Genomic DNA, 15484 nt, shown 5'->3' on the forward strand with positions numbered 1-15484 from the left:
AGACCCCGTCAGGACTTGAGCGTGCGGTCGATGAGGCCCTTGAGCTTCGGCATCTCGGCCGCCAGCTTCACGAAGTCGGGCCGGATCAGCTTCTTGATCGCCTCGTCGGCGGTGACGATGGCCGGGTTCGACTTCAGCGCCTCGGGGATCTGCACCTTGGTGCTGGCGGGCGAGTAGAAGCCGCGGGTGATCCAGGCCAGCTGGCATTCATCGGAGAGCCAGGTGTTCAGATAGATCTGGGTGAGCTTGCTCACCGCAGGCGAGAAGCCTGCGCAGACCTGCATGTGGCCGGTCCACTGGACGCCGCCTTCCTTGGGGATGGTGAAGGCGACATTCTTGCCCTGGGACTTGGCCATGGCGGTCCAGGAGCCCCAGTGCGGGGCGAGCCACATCTCGCCGCGGCTGACCAGATCCTCCTCGCCCGTGGGCGAGTTCACCCAGGCGCCGATATTCTCCTTGTAGGGCTCCCACGCCTTGATGCCGGCCACCACGTCCGGCCCCTTGCCGGCGACCACTCCGGCCATGATGTAGGCGTCGTAATAGGCGTCCCACATGGAGACGCGGCCCTTATATTTGGGGTTCCAGAGGTCGGTCCAGGACTTGGGTTCTTCCACCTTGTCCGGGTTGTACATGATGCCGAATGGGGACAGGTGGAAGGGAATGCCGAAGCCACCGGGGGTGGTGAGGTCCTTCGGCAGGTTGGCCGCGTTGGGCACCAGCGACATGTCGAAATGGGCCCACATCTTGTCGTTGATGCCGCGCTGGGCGAACAGGTCGTTCACCATGGCGCCGCTGATCACCGGGTTGGACCGCTGGGCCAGCATCTTCGGATAGGCCACTGCATTGGAGGCGGCCTCGAAGGTCACGGCCGTCTTCGGGTAGCTCTTATTGAACATGGGGACGGTGACGTCCTTCAGGATCTCCGGCACCACGCCCGGCTGGGACAGGATGGTGAGCTGGGCCACCTCCGCGTCGGTCGCCTGGGCGAGGGCCTCGGCGAGCTGAAGGAAGGCGGTGCCACCCGCGCCGAGCGCGGCCATGCCCTTCAGGATGGAGCGGCGGCTGGCCTGGCCTGCGAAGGAGCGCAGGATGTCCTTGGTGTCGTCGGAGCTCATCTGGTCTTCCCTTCTGGTGCGTGTTGCGGGGGACGCGTCACGAGAATTGCTTGCCCAGCCCCACCAGCTTCTCGATGACGAGGATCGCCACCGAGGTGATGATGAGGAGGATGGTGGAGATGGCGGCGATGGTGGGGTCGAGGCTGAACTCGGCGTAATTGTACATTTCGAGCGGCAGCGTCATCATGCCCGGCCCCACCAGGAACATGGACACGGTGAACTCGTCGAAGGAGACGATGAGGGCAAAGGTCGCCCCCGCCAGAAGCCCCGGCCGCATGAGCGGCAGCGTCACATGGCGGAAGGTCTTCCAGCGATTGGCGCCCAGCGTATAGGCGGCCTCCCCGAGCGCCCGGTCGATCTCAGACAAGGTGGCCACGGCCGTGCGCAGCACATAGGGGAAGGTCAGCACGGTGTGGGCGAGGGCAAGGCCCCAGAAGCTGCGGAGCAGGCCCATGGGGGCGAGCATCAGCGCCACCGCCGCGCCCAGCACGATGGCCGGGAAGATGAGCGGCGTCATGAAGAAGGTGACGAGGCTGTCGCGGCCGGGAAACTGGTGCCGCACCAGCCCCACCGCCGCCAGCGTGCCCGCCACCAGCGAGAGCGCCGTGGCGAAGACCGCGATGGCGGCGCTGAGCGCGAATGCGCTGGCAAATTCCGGCCGCGCCCAGATGTTGGCGAACCAGCGCAGCGAGAAGCCGTGGGGCGGGAAGCTCAGCGAGACATCGTCGCTGAAGGCCAGCGGCACCACGATGAAGATGGGCAGCGCCAGGAAGAGAAGCACCGCCACCACATAGGCGTTCAGCAGGCGCTCGCTCGCCGGTGCGCGGGCGGCGTGGGGCGGCGGGGGATCGAGGGAGATGTCCGACATGCGCGCCTCCTATCGCCGTGCGTGACGGCGCAGGAACAGGCCGTAGAGGGTCAGGACCACCAGCGTGCCGAAGGTCAGGACCATGGCCACCGCCGCGCCCGTGGGCCAATCCACCAGCACCACCATCTGTTCGTGAATGGTCATGGCCATCACTGTCACCTTGCCGCGCCCCAGCATGACCGGCGTCACATAGGCCCCCACCGTCAGGCAGAAGACGATGACCGAGCCGGACGCGATGCCCTGCACCGACAAAGGCAGCGTCACCTTCAGGAAGGTGCGCACGGGATTGGCGCCCATGACCTTGGCCGCCTCCGCATAGGCCGGGTCGATCTTGCCCAGCACCGAGGCCACCGAGAGCACCATGAACGGGATGAGGATGTGCACCATGCCCGCCACCACGCTCCAAAAGCTCTGCATGAGCCGCAGCGGGGTATCGATGATGCCGAGCGCGGTGAGCAAAGCGTTGATGAAGCCCTCATTGCCCAGGATGATGGTCCAGCCGATGGAGCGCACGATGATGGAGACCATCAGCGGCGAGATCACCCCGAGGAACACCAGGTGCTTCCAGCGCGAGCGGGACCGCGCGAGGAACCAGGCCACCGGATAGCCGATCACCGCGGTAATGGCGGTCACCACCACCGCAAGCGAGAAGGTCCGCCCGATGATGCGCAGGAAATAGGGGTCGGTGAGGACGGTCTGGAAAAATTCGAGCGTCAGGCCGGTGGGATCGGGGAAGCGATCCAGCACCGACATGCGCGCCATCATGAGGAAGGGCCACACCAGCCCCACGCCCAAGAGCAGCACTGCCGGCCCGAGCAAGGCGGCCAGCGAGACGATCCGACCGAAATCCACCCGCCGGGGCGGCGCTTCGTCGGGCCGTTCCGCGCGTGCCGCGTTAGCCGCCAGGGCGCCGGTGCCGCTCATGGCCGGCCTCCGGCCGATGCGGGGCGGGCAGGGAACTCAGGCCGCATGGTCGCGCGCCCATTCCACCACTTGCGCGTGGGTGCCGAACCACACATCGCCCCGCGCCTTGGCGTGCCGGATCAGCTCCTCCAGGATGAAGATGCGGGAGCGATAGCCGGTCATGTGGGGGTGCATGGTGATCTGGCAGATGCCGCCTTCCTCGTACGCGCCATCGAATTCGCGGCGGAAGATGTCCAGCACGTCGGTGGGCGGCGTATAGGGCCGCAGCGACTGGAAGCGATGCATCATGAAATAGACCGCGTCGTCGCGGATCCATTCCACCGGCAGCTCCAGCACGCCGCTCGGCTCGCCATCCAGCAGCAGCTCGTAGCAATCCACGTCCGCCATGAGGGAGGAATCGTAGAGGAGGCCCATTTCCTTCTCGATCTTCAGGGTGGAGGGGCTGAAGTCCCAGGAGGGGGTGCGCAGGCCCACCGGGCGCACGCCGGTGATCTGCTCCAGCGTGTCGGTGGAGCGCAGCATGAGGTCGCGCTCGTCCTCATAGGGCAGCACGGAATTCAGCTCGTGGATCCAGCCGTGAATGCCGATCTCATGCCCCTCGGCGACGATGCGGCGCTGCTCGTCCGGGTGCAGGAGGGCGACCACGGCGGGCACGTAGAAGGTGGCCTTCACATCATATTTGGCGAGCAGATTGAGGATGCGCGGCACCGCCACGCGCGCCCCATATTCGCCCCAGGACATGCGGCCGATGGACTTGCCGCCATCGCGCAGTTCCGAGGTCTCGTGGTCGCTGTCGAAGGAGAGCGCCACGGCGCAGCGCGCGCCGCCGGGCCAGGAGGTGGGACGCAGGGCACGGCCGGCGCGCACCTGGTTGACGATGCGGCGCCACTGCTCTTCCGGCCACTGCCAGGGTTCGAGCTTCGGGGTGTCGCTCATGGGCGCGCTCCTATCGGGCTTCGGCTCAGCTGGCGGCGGGATTGGGGGTGCCGGCGCGTTGCAGCGGGCGGCCGGCCAGGAAGCCGCCATCCACCACCACGCATTCCGCATTCATGAAGGCGGCGTCGGGGGAGAGCAGGAAGGCCACCACGCCGGAAATGTCCGCGGGCACGCCAATGCGACCGCTCGGGATCATGGTCAGAAATTGCTGGCGATAGGCGCCCGACACCTGGCCCTCCCGCACCTCGATGAGGCCGGGGGCCACCGCATTCACGCGGATGCCGAGGTCCCGCCATTCCAGGGCGAGGCCCTTGGTGAGCATGACCACGCCGCCCTTTGAGGCGGCATAGTGCACCGCCCCGGCGCGGGCGGAAAAGGCCGCCGTGGAGGCGAGGTTGACGATGGCGCCGCCCCCGCCCGCATCCCGCCGCAGCCGGGCGAAGGCCTGGCAGGCGAAGAAGGTGCCCTTCAGATTGACGTCCAGCACCACGTCCCAGTCCTCTTCCCGCATGTCGATGGCGGACACGTCGGGATAGATGCCGGCGCTGTTCACCAGCGCGTCGGGGGTGCCAAGGTCGCGGGCAAGCGCCGCGAAGGCGTCGCCGACGGCCGCAATTGCGCGCATGTCAGGGGCGTAGGCACGCGCAACAGGGCCGTCGGCAGACAGGGTGGCGGCGAGGCTTTCCACCTCGCCGGCTTCGCGGTCGAGGAGGGCGAGGCGATAACCCTCCTGGTGAAGGCGCTCGGCCACCGCACGGCCGATGCCGCGCGCCGCGCCGGTGACGACGGCGAGGGGAGCAAGAGGGGCGGTGGCGTCGGCGCTCATGGGATGATCCTCAAGGTCGCGGGAAAGAGGGCGGCATCAGTTGACCCACTGGCCGCCATCCACATCGATGATCTCGCCGGTGATGAAATTGGGCTCCACTGTCGCCAGGAAGGCCACCACCACGGCGATGTCCAAGGGCGTGCCGATGCGCGCCAGCGGGATGGTGCCGGTGATGGCCTCGCGCCTGGCGTCGATGAGCGCGCGGGTGAGGTTGGTCTCGATGGAGCCGGGGCAGATGGCGTTGACGGTCACATGGGGCGCCAGTTCCTTGGCGAGCGCCCGCGTCAGGCCCTGCACGCCGGCCTTGGAGGCGGCATAGGCGAACTTGCTCACCGCCGAGGGGGCGCCGCCCGTGCCGGCGCTCACCGACGACATGTTGATGATGCGCCCACCCTTCTGCTCCACCATGCCGGCGGCCACCGCCTTGCACCAGTTGAAATGGCCCTTCAGGTTCACGGCGATGGTGCGGTCGAATTCCGCCTCGGTGATCTCCAGAAGATTCTTGGGCTGGGAGATGCCGGCATTGTTGACCAGCACATCCACCCGCCCCCAGCGGGCGGCCACTGAGCCCGCCAGAACCTGCACCTGATCGAAATCCGCCACGTCACCGCGCAGCGCCAGCGCGCCGGGGCCAAAGCCACCCACCGCTTGCGTCGCCTCGTCCAGATCGTCGCTGTCCAGGTCCGCGAGAGCCACGCGAAAGCCCTTCTTGGCCAGTTCCTCGGCGCAGGCGCGGCCGATGCCGCGGGCGGCTCCGGTGACGATGGCGACGGGATCGTCGGGCAGAGGCATTGCAGGCCCTCTTATGTCAGCGGAAGGCCTCCATCGGCCCTGCAAAGGGGGCGCGGTGGAAGCTGATGAAACTAATGTTTCTCAATCTAAGTTTCGTGTAAAGAACATTTCATTCGCAGCCCTTGCGCAAAATGTGGACGTTGGCGAACGTGGCTTCACATGTGGCTCGGGCATGGGGTGAACGGGGTTGAGGCAGCATATGACGCTCATGGAGCGCCTGGAGGCCGCGCAGGCGAATTTCACCGCGCGGGAACAGGACATCGCCCATTATCTCGCCCGCAACTATCCCCAGGCGATCCTGCAATCGGCCTCCGCCATCGCCCGCACCACGGGCATCAGCGCCGCCACCGTGGTGCGTTTCTTCGCCAAGCTCGGCTATGACAGCTTCGCCCAGGCCCAGGACGAGATCCGACGCGAAGTGGCCACCAAGCTGAATTCGCCGGTGGACCGCATCGGCCTCGTGGACGACCCCTCCGCTTCTACCGCCGAGTTTCTCGCCCGGCATCTGGCGGCGGAGACCGACAATCTGAAGACCACCTTCGGCCAGGTGGACCCGGCCGCCTTCGACGCGGTGGTGGCCGCCCTGCTGGCCGCGCGGGGGCGCATCTATGTGCTCGGCGAGAAGGACAGCTACGCCATCGCCTATTTCATCTTTTCCCATCTCAATCTGTGCCGCCGCGACGTGGTGCTGCTGGAAACCGGGCAGGCCATGCTGGCGGACCGGCTGTTGTGGGTGCGGCCCGAGGACCTGCTCATCTGCGTGTCCATCCGCCGCTACAGCCCCAACGGGCTGAAGGCGGCGGGCCATTTCCAGGCACTGGGCGCGCCGGTGGTGGCGCTGACTGATTCCCCACTCTCGCCTTTGGTGCCGCTCGCCCGCCACCGTCTCATCGTTGAGACGGTGAGCGTGTCGGTGTTCGATTCCTTCACCGCCCTCATGAGTCTGGCCGGCGCCCTGGTGGGGGTCGCCGCCCGCCGCAGCCGCGACACCCTGCCGGCCACATTGAAGCGCGGCCAGGAGCTCTGGAACCGCTTCAACACATTCCTGGAGTGAAGGCTCACAGCCGGCTGTCGGGAGTGAGGCGCGTGCCGTCCACCAGGCGCGCATAGCGGAAGGGATGGGGGGCCACCACCGGCGCGCGGCCCTCGATGAGATCGGCCGCCAGCACACCCGCCGCCGGCCCGATGCCGAAGCCGTGGCCGCTGAAGCCGGTGGAGAGATAGAGCCCGTCCATCTTTGGCACGGAGGAGATGACCGGCACCGCATCGGGCAGGGAATCGATGGCGCCACCCCAGCTCTCGGCGATGGCGAGGTCCGCCAGTTCCGGATAGGCGGTCTTGAAGCCGTCCATGGCGAGCGCCAGAAGCTCGGGATCGGGCGCCGGGTCCCAGATGCGGGTCTTCTCGAACGGGGTCACGTCGCCCGGTCCCCAGGCGGCGGACTGGAACAATTCCTCGAAGAAGGACCGGCCGAACCGGATCTTCAACCCCTTCCGCCGCTGGAGGAAGGTGGGCAGGAAGGCGAGGCCGTATCTCAAAAGCGAGGGCGTGATGTGCACCGTACCGCGCCCGCTCATGGCCACCGTATAGCCGCCATCGGTGCGGGGGCGGGCGGAAAAGCCGGTGGTGGAGGTGGAGGCCACCATCACCTGCGGCCCCGGCGTGGTCCGCGCCACCGATCCGCACACCACCGCCTGCGGCAGGTCGATGCCGTGGCGGCGGCAGAAGAGCGAGGACCAGGCGCCCCCCGCCACCAGCACCGCATTGGTGCGGATGGTGCCGCGCTCGGTGACAACAGCGCTCACCTTGCCGCCGGTGGTCTCCAGGAGCCGGGCGGCACAGTTCTCGAACACCTGCGCTCCGAGGCGCCGGGCGCCGGCGGCAATGGCGGGGGCGGCCATGGCGGGTTCCGCGCGGCCATCGCTCGGTGTGGTCAGCCCGCCGATCCAGCGCTTGCGGCTGCCCGGCGTGCGGGCCTGCGCCTCTTCCGCCGACAGGAGGGTGGAATGGATCTGATGCTCCCGCGCCACCTTGGACCAGCGCTCCCAGGAGGCCAGTTCGGCGGGATTGTCGGTGACGAAGACCACGCCCGTCTGCTGGAAGCCCAGGTCCCGGCCGATTTCCTGCGGCAGGCTCTGCCACAGGCCGATGGCATGGCGCATGAGGTCCAGTTCGCCCACGTCCCGGCCCTGCTGGCGGCACCAGCCCCAATTGCGGCTGGACTGCTCGGCGCCCACAATGCCCTTTTCCAGCACCGCCACCTTGTGCCCGCGCTTGGCCAGCATGTAGGCGGCGGAGACGCCCGCTATGCCTCCCCCGATCACCACCACGTCGGCGGCGTCGGGAAGGGTGGTGTCGGTTTCGATGCGGTCGAGGGGCTGGCGCATGCGCGCACTCCGGGAAGGCGGGGCCGGAGTATCCGGCACACGAAAAATGGGAAAGCGTCAGTCCTCGACGCCGATCTTCTCGCGCAATTGCAACCACCAGCCATAAGAGGGTGGCCAGTGGCGCCAGAGCGGGTCGGCGTTCAGCGCCTGCGCCGCATGGAGGCCCCAATGGGGATCCACCAGCGCCTCTCGGCCGATGGCGATGAGGTCCGCCTGGCCGCGCTGGAGGATGGCCTCCGCCTGCGGCCCGTCCAGGATCACGCCCACCGCCATGGTGGGCACGCCGGTCTCGGCGCGGATGCGCTCGGCATAAGGCACCTGGTGGCCCTTCTTCAGCTTCTTGCGCTCGCGGGCATAGTCCATCATGGAGTTTTCCGCCCGGATGCCGCCCGACGAGCAGTCGATGAGATCGACGCCCCGCGCGGCCAGTTCCCGCGCCAGGATGCAGCTGTCCTCGATGGTCCAGCCGTCCGTGCGGCTGTCGAGGTCGGCGCGCCAGTCCACGCAGGAGAGGCGGAAGAAGAGCGGCTTGTGCGCGGGCAGATTGGCCCGCACCGCTTCGGCGATTTCCAGCGCGATCCGCATGCGGCCGGCGAGGTCGCCGCCATAGGCATCCTCGCGCTTATTGGCCACCGGCGAGAGGAAGGAATGGATGAGATAGCCGTGGGCGGCGTGGATGTCGAAGCAGTCGAAGCCGGCGGCATCGGCGCGGCGGGCGGCGGCGCCATAGGCGGCCACCAGCGTCTCGATCTCGGACACGGTCAAGGCGCGGGGCTGGTGCCAGTTGGAGACGCTCGCCACCGTGGTGGAGGAGACCGGCTGCCAGGGCGGCTCGCCCTTGGCCGCTTCCGCTTCGCCCAAGGGGCCGAGGCCCTCCCAGGGGCGCTGGCGGGCGGATTTGGGGCCGGCATGATGAAGCTGGGCGGCGGCGATCACGCCCTCGCCATGCAGGAGGTCCACGATGCGGGCGAGCGGCGCGATCTGGGCGTCATCCCAGAGGCCGAGATCCCCATAGGTGTTGCGGCCGATGGGGTCGACGATCAGCCCTTCCGTCATCACCGTGCCGGCGCCGCCGATGGCGTACTTGGCCAGATGCTGGAAATGCCAGTCCGTGGCCAGCCCATCCGGGCGCGCCTTGTACATCTGCATGGGCGCGATGACGATGCGGTTCGGGAAGGTGATCCCGCGCAAGGTGAAGGGCGAGAAGAGCAGCGTCTGCGCGCCCTCGGGGGCGGCTGCGGCAGTGGCGGCGGACATGGTGAGGCGCTCCCCGTTCAGGAGGTCGGACGGCTTGGGGCCTCCGGCCGATGATGATCCGCGTGAGGCCGCGCCCCGCTGTCATGCGCGGCGCGGATCTGGGTGGACGCGCCTTTAGTGCGCGGAGGCCTTGCCGCCGGCGCGGGCGGGCGGGTCGATGGTGTCGAGGGCCGGCAGATCGGCGAAGCGGGTGGCAAGCGCCGTATAGGCCGCCTCCAACTCCTTCACCCCACCGTCGGGACCGGCCACCTGGCCTTCCATGGCCTTGAAGAGCTGATGCTTCACAAAGAAGCGCCAGGTCACCTGCACCTTGGCGAGGATGCGGGTGAGGAGGTCGTAGCGGGCGTCCGTCCACACCGCCTCGAAAGCCACGCGGCCGGCGCCATGGGCGTAATGGCCAACCACCGGCTCGGCGGCGAGCGCGGCGCGCAGGCGGGCGGTGGTGACCTCGTCCACGACCCCATCGGCGGTGAGCGCCACGCCATAGTCGGAGCGGGCACGCGCGGCGGAGATGAAGCCGCACTGCACGTCATGCAGCACCTTCTCCACCGGCCGCTCATGAGGCGGGCCATAGCCGCCAGAGCCGGGGCCCTTCAAGAGCAGGATGTCGCCCGGCTGCATGTGCACGATGTCCGCATTGCCCAGTTCCTCGGGCGCGGGGCCTTCCGGGTTGCGGGTGAAGGAGGACACCGCGCCCGCCTTGCCGCCCAAGATGCCCCAGGCGCCGATGATGGAGCGGTCGCGGTTGCGGGCGGTGACCATGGACTGGGGCGTGAAGAGCTGGAACTCCATCATCAGCCCGGAGCCGCCGCGATAGAGGCCCGCGCCACCGGAATCCGGCACGAGGCCATATTTGCGCACGCGCACCGGGATCTCGCTCTCATTGATCTCCACGGGCGTGTTCTTGAGGAAGGACATGTTGGCGCCACTGCCTTCCGCGCCATCCGCGAACGGCCCGCCGCCGCCGCCGCCGCCGATCGGGCCGATGGAGGCCATGACGGTGCGCCCGTCGCGGGTGGAGGTTTTCACGTTCACGAGGCTGAGGCCGTTGCCCGGGGAGGCCGGCAGGCGGTCCGGCAAAGCCTGCGTGAACACGCCGATCACCGCCGTCTGGGTGACGTTGCACAGGAGCGAGCGCATGCCCACCGCCGCCGGATGCACGCAATTGACCACCGAGCCTTCCGGCAGAATGGTCTCCAGCATGCGCACCGTGCCCGAATTGAGGATGATGGTCGGGTCGAGCGTGTAGAGCACATAGACGAGGCCCACCGTCACCAGCGAGTGGTGCGGATTGCCGCCGGTGGGCATGTTGAGGGAGGAGGAGAGCTGCGGGTCGGTGCCGGTGAAGTCCAGCACCACCTTGTCGCCCCGGATGCGGGCGGTGACGCAGATGCGCACCGGATAGCCGCCGGCGGAATCCTCGTCCGCATAGTCCGAGAAGGTGTAGTCGCCGTCGGGGATGGAGCGGATGATGGTGCGCGCCTGCTCCTCGGCATAGTCGAGCAACTGGTCGAGGCCGGCCTTGAAGGCCTCCACGCCGAAGCGCTCGATGATGTCGTGCACCTTGCGCTCACCCACTTTCACGCAGGCGAGCTGGGCGTTGAGGTCGCCCCAATTCTGCTCGGGCACGCGTACATTGAGGGCGAGGATGCGCAGCAATTCCTCGTTCATCACCCCGTCGCGCATAAGGCGCATGGGCGGAATGCGGATGCCTTCCTGATGCACCTCGGTGAGCGTGCGCGACAGCGAGGCCGGCACCGCCCCGCCAATGTCCGTGTTGTGGATGTGGTTGCCCACGAAGCAGACCAATTCGCCCTTGTGGAACACCGGCATCCAGATGTGCATGTCCGGCGGGTGGGTGGCCACATAACCGCTATAGGGGTCGTTGGTGCAGTAGACGTCGCCTTCCTGGTAGTCATCGAACATGCGGATGACCGGGCCATAATCGAGGCCCGTGTACCAGGTGGCGCCCATGCTCTTGGGCGAGGCCACCGTGGCGCCGGTGCGCGTCATGAGCTGGCAGGAGAAGTCTTCCGTCTCCTTCACGAAGGTGGAATAGGCGGTGCGCATGAGCGTGTAGCCCATGCTCTCGGCCGCCGCCGCGCAGTGATTGGCCAGGACCTGGAGGACCGCCTTGTCGATGATCATGCGAGGTCTCCCTGGGCAATGCGCAGATTGGCATAGGCGTCGACGGTGACGACGAAGCCGCCCGGCACCACCGTTGTGCAGTCGTCCTGCATGACGACGCAGGGGCCGGCGAAGGTCTCGCCCGGCTTCAGGTCCGCGCGGCGATAAAGGTCCACGGTGCGCTTGGCCCCGTCCAGGAACACCTCTGCCGTGCCGGAGGCCTTGGCGATGCCCGGCACGAGCTCGTGGCGGGGCAGGTCCGGCTTTTCGGTCTCGCCGATGACCACCAGGCGCGCGGTGATGAGCTGCACGGCGGCCTTGCGGTCCGCATGGCCATACATGCGCTCATGGGCGAGGTGGAAAGCCTCGCGGATGGCGTCGAGGTCGCCCGCATCCACCATCTCCTGGGTGAGGGGGGCGTCCAGCTCGAAAGACTGGCCGCGATAGCGCATCTCGGCGGAGAGCACGAAGCGATAGGGGCCGTCATAGCCCTGCTCGTCCTTCAGCCAGGACAGCGCGCTCTTGGAAAGATCCTTGTAGGTCTCCTGGAGCACGCCGGGGGCCTCCGGCGACAGGTCCAGATAGAGCGTCTTGATGAAGTCGTTCTTCAGGTCGGCGATGAGGCCGCCGAGCGCGCTGAGCACGCCGGGGGTGAGGGGCACCACCACCTCGCGCATCTTCAACTCGCGGGCGAGGAAGCAGGCCATCATGGGACCGGCGCCACCAAAGGCCAGCATGGAGAAGTCGCGCGGATCGACGCCGAAGCGGGAGAGGAGGCCCGAGACTTCCGAATACATGCCCGAGACGGCGATCTGGATGATCGCCTCGGCGGTCTCCTCCACCGTGCGGCCGAGCTTGTCGGCCAGCTCGCCCACCACCGCGCGGGCCTTGTCCTTGTCCACCTGCACGGCGTTGTAGCCGAGGTCCGAATGGCCCACGAGGCCGGTGGAGACGAAGGCGTCCGTGATGGTCGCCCGCGTGCCGCCGCGCCCATAGCAGGCGGGACCGGGACGGGAGCCGGCGCTTTCCGGGCCGACCTTCAGCACGCCCAGCTTGTCCACCCAGGCGATGGAGCCGCCGCCCTCGCCGATGGAGCTCACCGAGACCGAGGGAATGAAGATCTGGAAGTCGCCAATGCGCTCGCCGACGCCATATTGCGGCTGGCCGTCCATGATGAGGGCCACGTCGGCGGTGGTGCCGCCAATGTCGAGGCTCATGCAGCGCTCAAGGCCGCAGAGCTTCGCCACATGGCTGGCGCCGATGACGCCGGAGGCGGTGCCCGACAGGATCATCTGCACGCATTGCTGCTTGCCCTGCTCGGCGGTCATGATGCCGCCATTGGACTTGGTCAGGCGCGGGTCGGCGGGCACGCCCACGTCCTTCAACGCCTGTTGCAGCGAGCCGAGATAATGGGAGACGCGGGGCTGCACATAGCCGCCGATGACGGCGGTGATGGTGCGCTCATATTCGCGGATGATGGGCCAGGTCTCGCAGGAGCAGAAGGCCGGGACGTCCGGCACCACCTTCTCGATGATGGCCTTTGCCTCAAGCTCCAGCGCGCCGTCGCGATAGGAATGCAGGAAGGAAATGACGATGCCTTCCGCGCCCGCTGCCTTGGCGGCCAGCGCCGCCGCTTCGACGGCTTGCGTGTCCAGCTTGGTTTCCACCGAGCCGTCGGGGAGCATGCGGCCGGGAATGCCGAACACCATGTCGCGGCTGATCAGGGGCTCGGGCCGCTTGGAGAGCAGCGAATACATGTCCGGGATCTTCAGCCGGGCCAGTTCCAGGACATCGCGGAAATGCTCGGTGGTGAACAAAGCGAGCTTCAGGCCCTTGCGCTGCACCACTGTGTTCACGCCCACCGTGGTGCCGTGGGTGAAATAGACGATGTCCTGCGGCGCGATACCGTAGCGTTCCTTCAGGGAGCGCACGCCCTCCAGCACCTCGGCGCCCGGCTGGTCCGGGCGGGAGAAGACTTTCAGCGACTGGAGGGTCTTGGTCTCTTCATCGAACAGGGCGAAGTCGGTGAAGGACCCACCGATATCGACCCCAACCCGGTACCCCATGGGACAATCTCCGAGCGGCCGGCCACGCGGGCCGGATCAAAAATCACGTAGAATCAGGAGTGGGATGCGCGCCAGCGCGCATGGCAACGGCGCGGCCTTGGGGCCGCGCCGCTTGGGGCCTCAGCGGCCGATGGTCTTGTTCCACTGCTCCAGCCAATTGGCCTGGCGGGGCGGCAGATCCTTGAAGGGTGGGATGATGATCTCGTCGATCTTGGTGATCTCGTGGGCGACCTTGGGGTCGTAGACCGCGTCCACATTGGGCGTGCCGTAGCGCACCTTGGAGCCGAAGCAGCCTTGCTGCTTGGCATCCAGATCGAAATTGATCAGCTCCCAGGCCAGATCCGACGAATTCTTGGGCTTCTGCACCCAAGTGATGCCGGCCATGCCGCCGGGGGCGGGGGTGGTGTAGCCGTAGCCGGAATTGTTGTCGTCGATGAAGGCCCAGGCGCGGCCGTCCCAATAGGCGGCCATGTCGATCTCGCCGCTCTTCAGGTCGTTGAGCACCTGGTTGGGATCGGTCCACAGGGTGAGATTGCCGCTGTCCAGCATGCGCTTGGCCTGGGCAAGGCCCGGCTGGATGTTGTCGAGGCCGCCGCCATAGAGGGTGGAGAGCTGGTAGACGATGAAGGGCGAGCCGCCGCCCGTATAATTGATGGAGGGCGCCGAGGCGCGCCACTTGCCGGAGGCGGTGCCCTCGACGAATTCCTTCCAATCCTTGGGCGGGGTCTTCACCGTCGCTTTATTATAAATGAGCCCCATGGAGCCGTAATTGTGGGCGACGCCATAGCCGTCGCCCACGTCCGTGAAGCGCTTGGCGAGCTTGGCCAGGTTGGGCACCTTCTCCAGGGTGAACTGGTCCACCAGACCGCGATTGATGGCGTCGAAGGCAACATCGCCGGTCACCATCATGACGTCGAGGGGGGGCTTGGAGGGGTTGGCGGCGATCTGGTTCAGCCACTGGGGCGGCGAGCCGAGGACGAGGTCCACCTTCTTGCCGGTCTTGGCCTCGAAGGGGGCGACGACGCATTCCCGGTAGGCCTTCTCCCAGATGCCGCCGAACACGCCGACCACCAGGTCGGCGGCGCTGGCCGGGCTGGCGAGGCCGGACCAGAGGCCGGCGATGGAAGCGGCGCCGATCGCCGCGTGGAGCCATTGACCCGTACGTCCGCTCATCATCGTCCCCTTTGTTTCAATGAGCCCGTCTGGAACCGGGAAAATTTCAATCACTATTCACTATCCTAAAAATAGGCGCAACCCGTTTGAAGCCGTTGGAGCTCGATCCTTTTGTTTTGCGATGCGGAAAAAATGTGCCGCAACCGCTCTGAAATTGAGCAAATGCAGAATTTTCAACCGTTCTTCCTTTGGCCATGTTGAGCGTGCGGGCCGCTGCATCGTAAGCTGGCCGTCCGTGTGTTGCGTCCCTCAATTTTTTAAAATACTGAATGTAGGGGATGAGGCTTGAGTGAAGGAAAGACCGTGAAGCTGGGGTCTGAGGACGAGAGCGCCCTCACGGCGGAAGCGCCGTCCGAGCCGGCCGCCGAGGGGTCCGCCCGCGAGCAAGTGGGCGCCATGATCCGGCGCATCCGCAAGGAAAAGGGCGTGTCGCTCCAGGAATTGGCGCAGATGTCCGGCGTGTCGGTCGGCATGCTGAGCCAGGTGGAGCGGGACCTCGCCAACCCTTCGCTGCGCGTCCTCACCTCCATCCGCAACGCGCTCGGTCTGCCCGCCAGCGCCTTCTTCTCCGAGACTGCCCCGCCGCCGGCGAAGGATCCCGCCTTCGTGCGCCGCGTGGACCAGCGCCCGCGCCTGGAGCTCGGCTATCTCAGCAAGGAGCTGCTCTCCGCCGGCACGCCGCACAATCTGCAAATGATGATCCTGCACATTCCGGTCGGCAGTTCCTCCGGCGACAAGCCTATGCGCTATCCGGCGGAAAAGGCCGGCTTCGTTCTGTCCGGCGAGTTCATCCTGCGGGTGGGCGAAGAAGAGGCGCACCTGATGGAGGGCGACAGCTTCGTCTTCGACAGCTCCATCCCCCATTCCTTCTCCAATCCCGGCACGGAACTTGCCAAAGTGCTGTGGATCATCGGCTCCATCTCCGTCGACCGACACCTTTAAGGACGCCCCATGGACCTGAGGCCGCCGCGCTCCCCGTCCCGCCGCACAATCGGCGCCCCGGCACGCGCGCC

The 15484-nt window shown here is 67.1% G+C and carries 13 protein-coding genes; 2 read left to right on the plus strand and 11 right to left on the minus strand.

The window, feature by feature from the left end; all coding sequences use genetic code 11:
* Positions 1-8 precede the first annotated feature (8 nt).
* Genes J5J86_RS19640 through J5J86_RS19665 form a run of 6 tightly spaced genes read right to left on the minus strand, consistent with a single transcriptional unit; the run spans position 9 to position 5461 of the window.
* The gene (locus J5J86_RS19640; protein WP_209101072.1) at positions 9-1115 is read right to left on the minus strand and encodes an ABC transporter substrate-binding protein; all 1107 of its coding nucleotides are present in this window, start codon (positions 1113-1115) and stop codon (positions 9-11) included.
* 37 nt (positions 1116-1152) lie between these two features.
* Positions 1153-1983 carry an ABC transporter permease gene (locus J5J86_RS19645; protein WP_209101074.1) on the minus strand — a complete coding sequence of 277 codons (831 nt, stop codon included), beginning with the start codon at positions 1981-1983 and terminating at the stop codon, positions 1153-1155.
* A 9-nt stretch (positions 1984-1992) separates the two neighbouring features.
* Positions 1993-2907 (minus strand): ABC transporter permease, encoded by a 915-nt coding sequence (locus J5J86_RS19650; protein WP_209101075.1) that lies wholly within the window; start codon positions 2905-2907, stop codon positions 1993-1995.
* Between the two features lie 36 nt (positions 2908-2943).
* Positions 2944-3843 carry a polysaccharide deacetylase family protein gene (locus tag J5J86_RS19655; protein ID WP_209101077.1) on the minus strand — a complete coding sequence of 300 codons (900 nt, stop codon included), beginning with the start codon at positions 3841-3843 and terminating at the stop codon, positions 2944-2946.
* A gap of 25 nt (positions 3844-3868) precedes the next feature.
* Complete coding sequence (locus J5J86_RS19660; RefSeq protein WP_209101086.1) at positions 3869-4669, minus strand: SDR family NAD(P)-dependent oxidoreductase; 801 nt, start codon at positions 4667-4669, stop codon at positions 3869-3871.
* Positions 4670-4705: 36 nt separating this feature from the next.
* Entirely contained in the window at positions 4706-5461 is a 756-nt protein-coding gene (locus J5J86_RS19665) for an SDR family NAD(P)-dependent oxidoreductase (protein ID WP_209101088.1), read from the minus strand.
* 199 nt (positions 5462-5660) lie between these two features.
* Between J5J86_RS19665 and J5J86_RS19670 the strand changes: the two genes are divergently transcribed.
* Positions 5661-6515: a MurR/RpiR family transcriptional regulator gene (locus tag J5J86_RS19670; RefSeq protein ID WP_209101090.1), complete on the plus strand. Its 855-nt coding sequence runs from the start codon at positions 5661-5663 to the stop codon at positions 6513-6515.
* A gap of 4 nt (positions 6516-6519) precedes the next feature.
* Here J5J86_RS19670 and J5J86_RS19675 read toward each other — a convergent pair whose 3' ends face one another.
* The 5 genes from J5J86_RS19675 to J5J86_RS19695 form a co-directional block, all read right to left on the minus strand.
* Positions 6520-7848 (minus strand): NAD(P)/FAD-dependent oxidoreductase, encoded by a 1329-nt coding sequence (locus J5J86_RS19675; protein WP_209101092.1) that lies wholly within the window; start codon positions 7846-7848, stop codon positions 6520-6522.
* 57 nt (positions 7849-7905) lie between these two features.
* Positions 7906-9105, minus strand: a complete 1200-nt coding sequence (locus J5J86_RS19680) for an NADH:flavin oxidoreductase/NADH oxidase (protein ID WP_209101094.1) — start codon at positions 9103-9105, stop codon at positions 7906-7908.
* Positions 9106-9219: 114 nt separating this feature from the next.
* Positions 9220-11253, minus strand: a complete 2034-nt coding sequence (locus tag J5J86_RS19685; protein WP_209101096.1) for a hydantoinase B/oxoprolinase family protein — start codon at positions 11251-11253, stop codon at positions 9220-9222.
* Positions 11250-13298, minus strand: a complete 2049-nt coding sequence (locus J5J86_RS19690; protein WP_209101098.1) for a hydantoinase/oxoprolinase family protein — start codon at positions 13296-13298, stop codon at positions 11250-11252. The genes J5J86_RS19685 and J5J86_RS19690 overlap by 4 nt, the downstream gene beginning before the upstream one ends.
* Positions 13299-13418: 120 nt before the next feature.
* A complete protein-coding gene (locus tag J5J86_RS19695; protein ID WP_209101100.1) occupies positions 13419-14471 on the minus strand; it encodes an extracellular solute-binding protein in 1053 nt (350 codons plus the stop codon).
* 285 nt (positions 14472-14756) lie between these two features.
* Between J5J86_RS19695 and J5J86_RS19700 the strand changes: the two genes are divergently transcribed.
* A complete protein-coding gene (locus tag J5J86_RS19700; protein ID WP_209101101.1) occupies positions 14757-15413 on the plus strand; it encodes a cupin domain-containing protein in 657 nt (218 codons plus the stop codon).
* Positions 15414-15484: the final 71 nt, after the last annotated feature.

Origin of the sequence: Aquabacter sp. L1I39 (genome assembly GCF_017742835.1) — a bacterium.
GTDB lineage: Bacteria > Pseudomonadota > Alphaproteobacteria > Rhizobiales > Xanthobacteraceae > L1I39.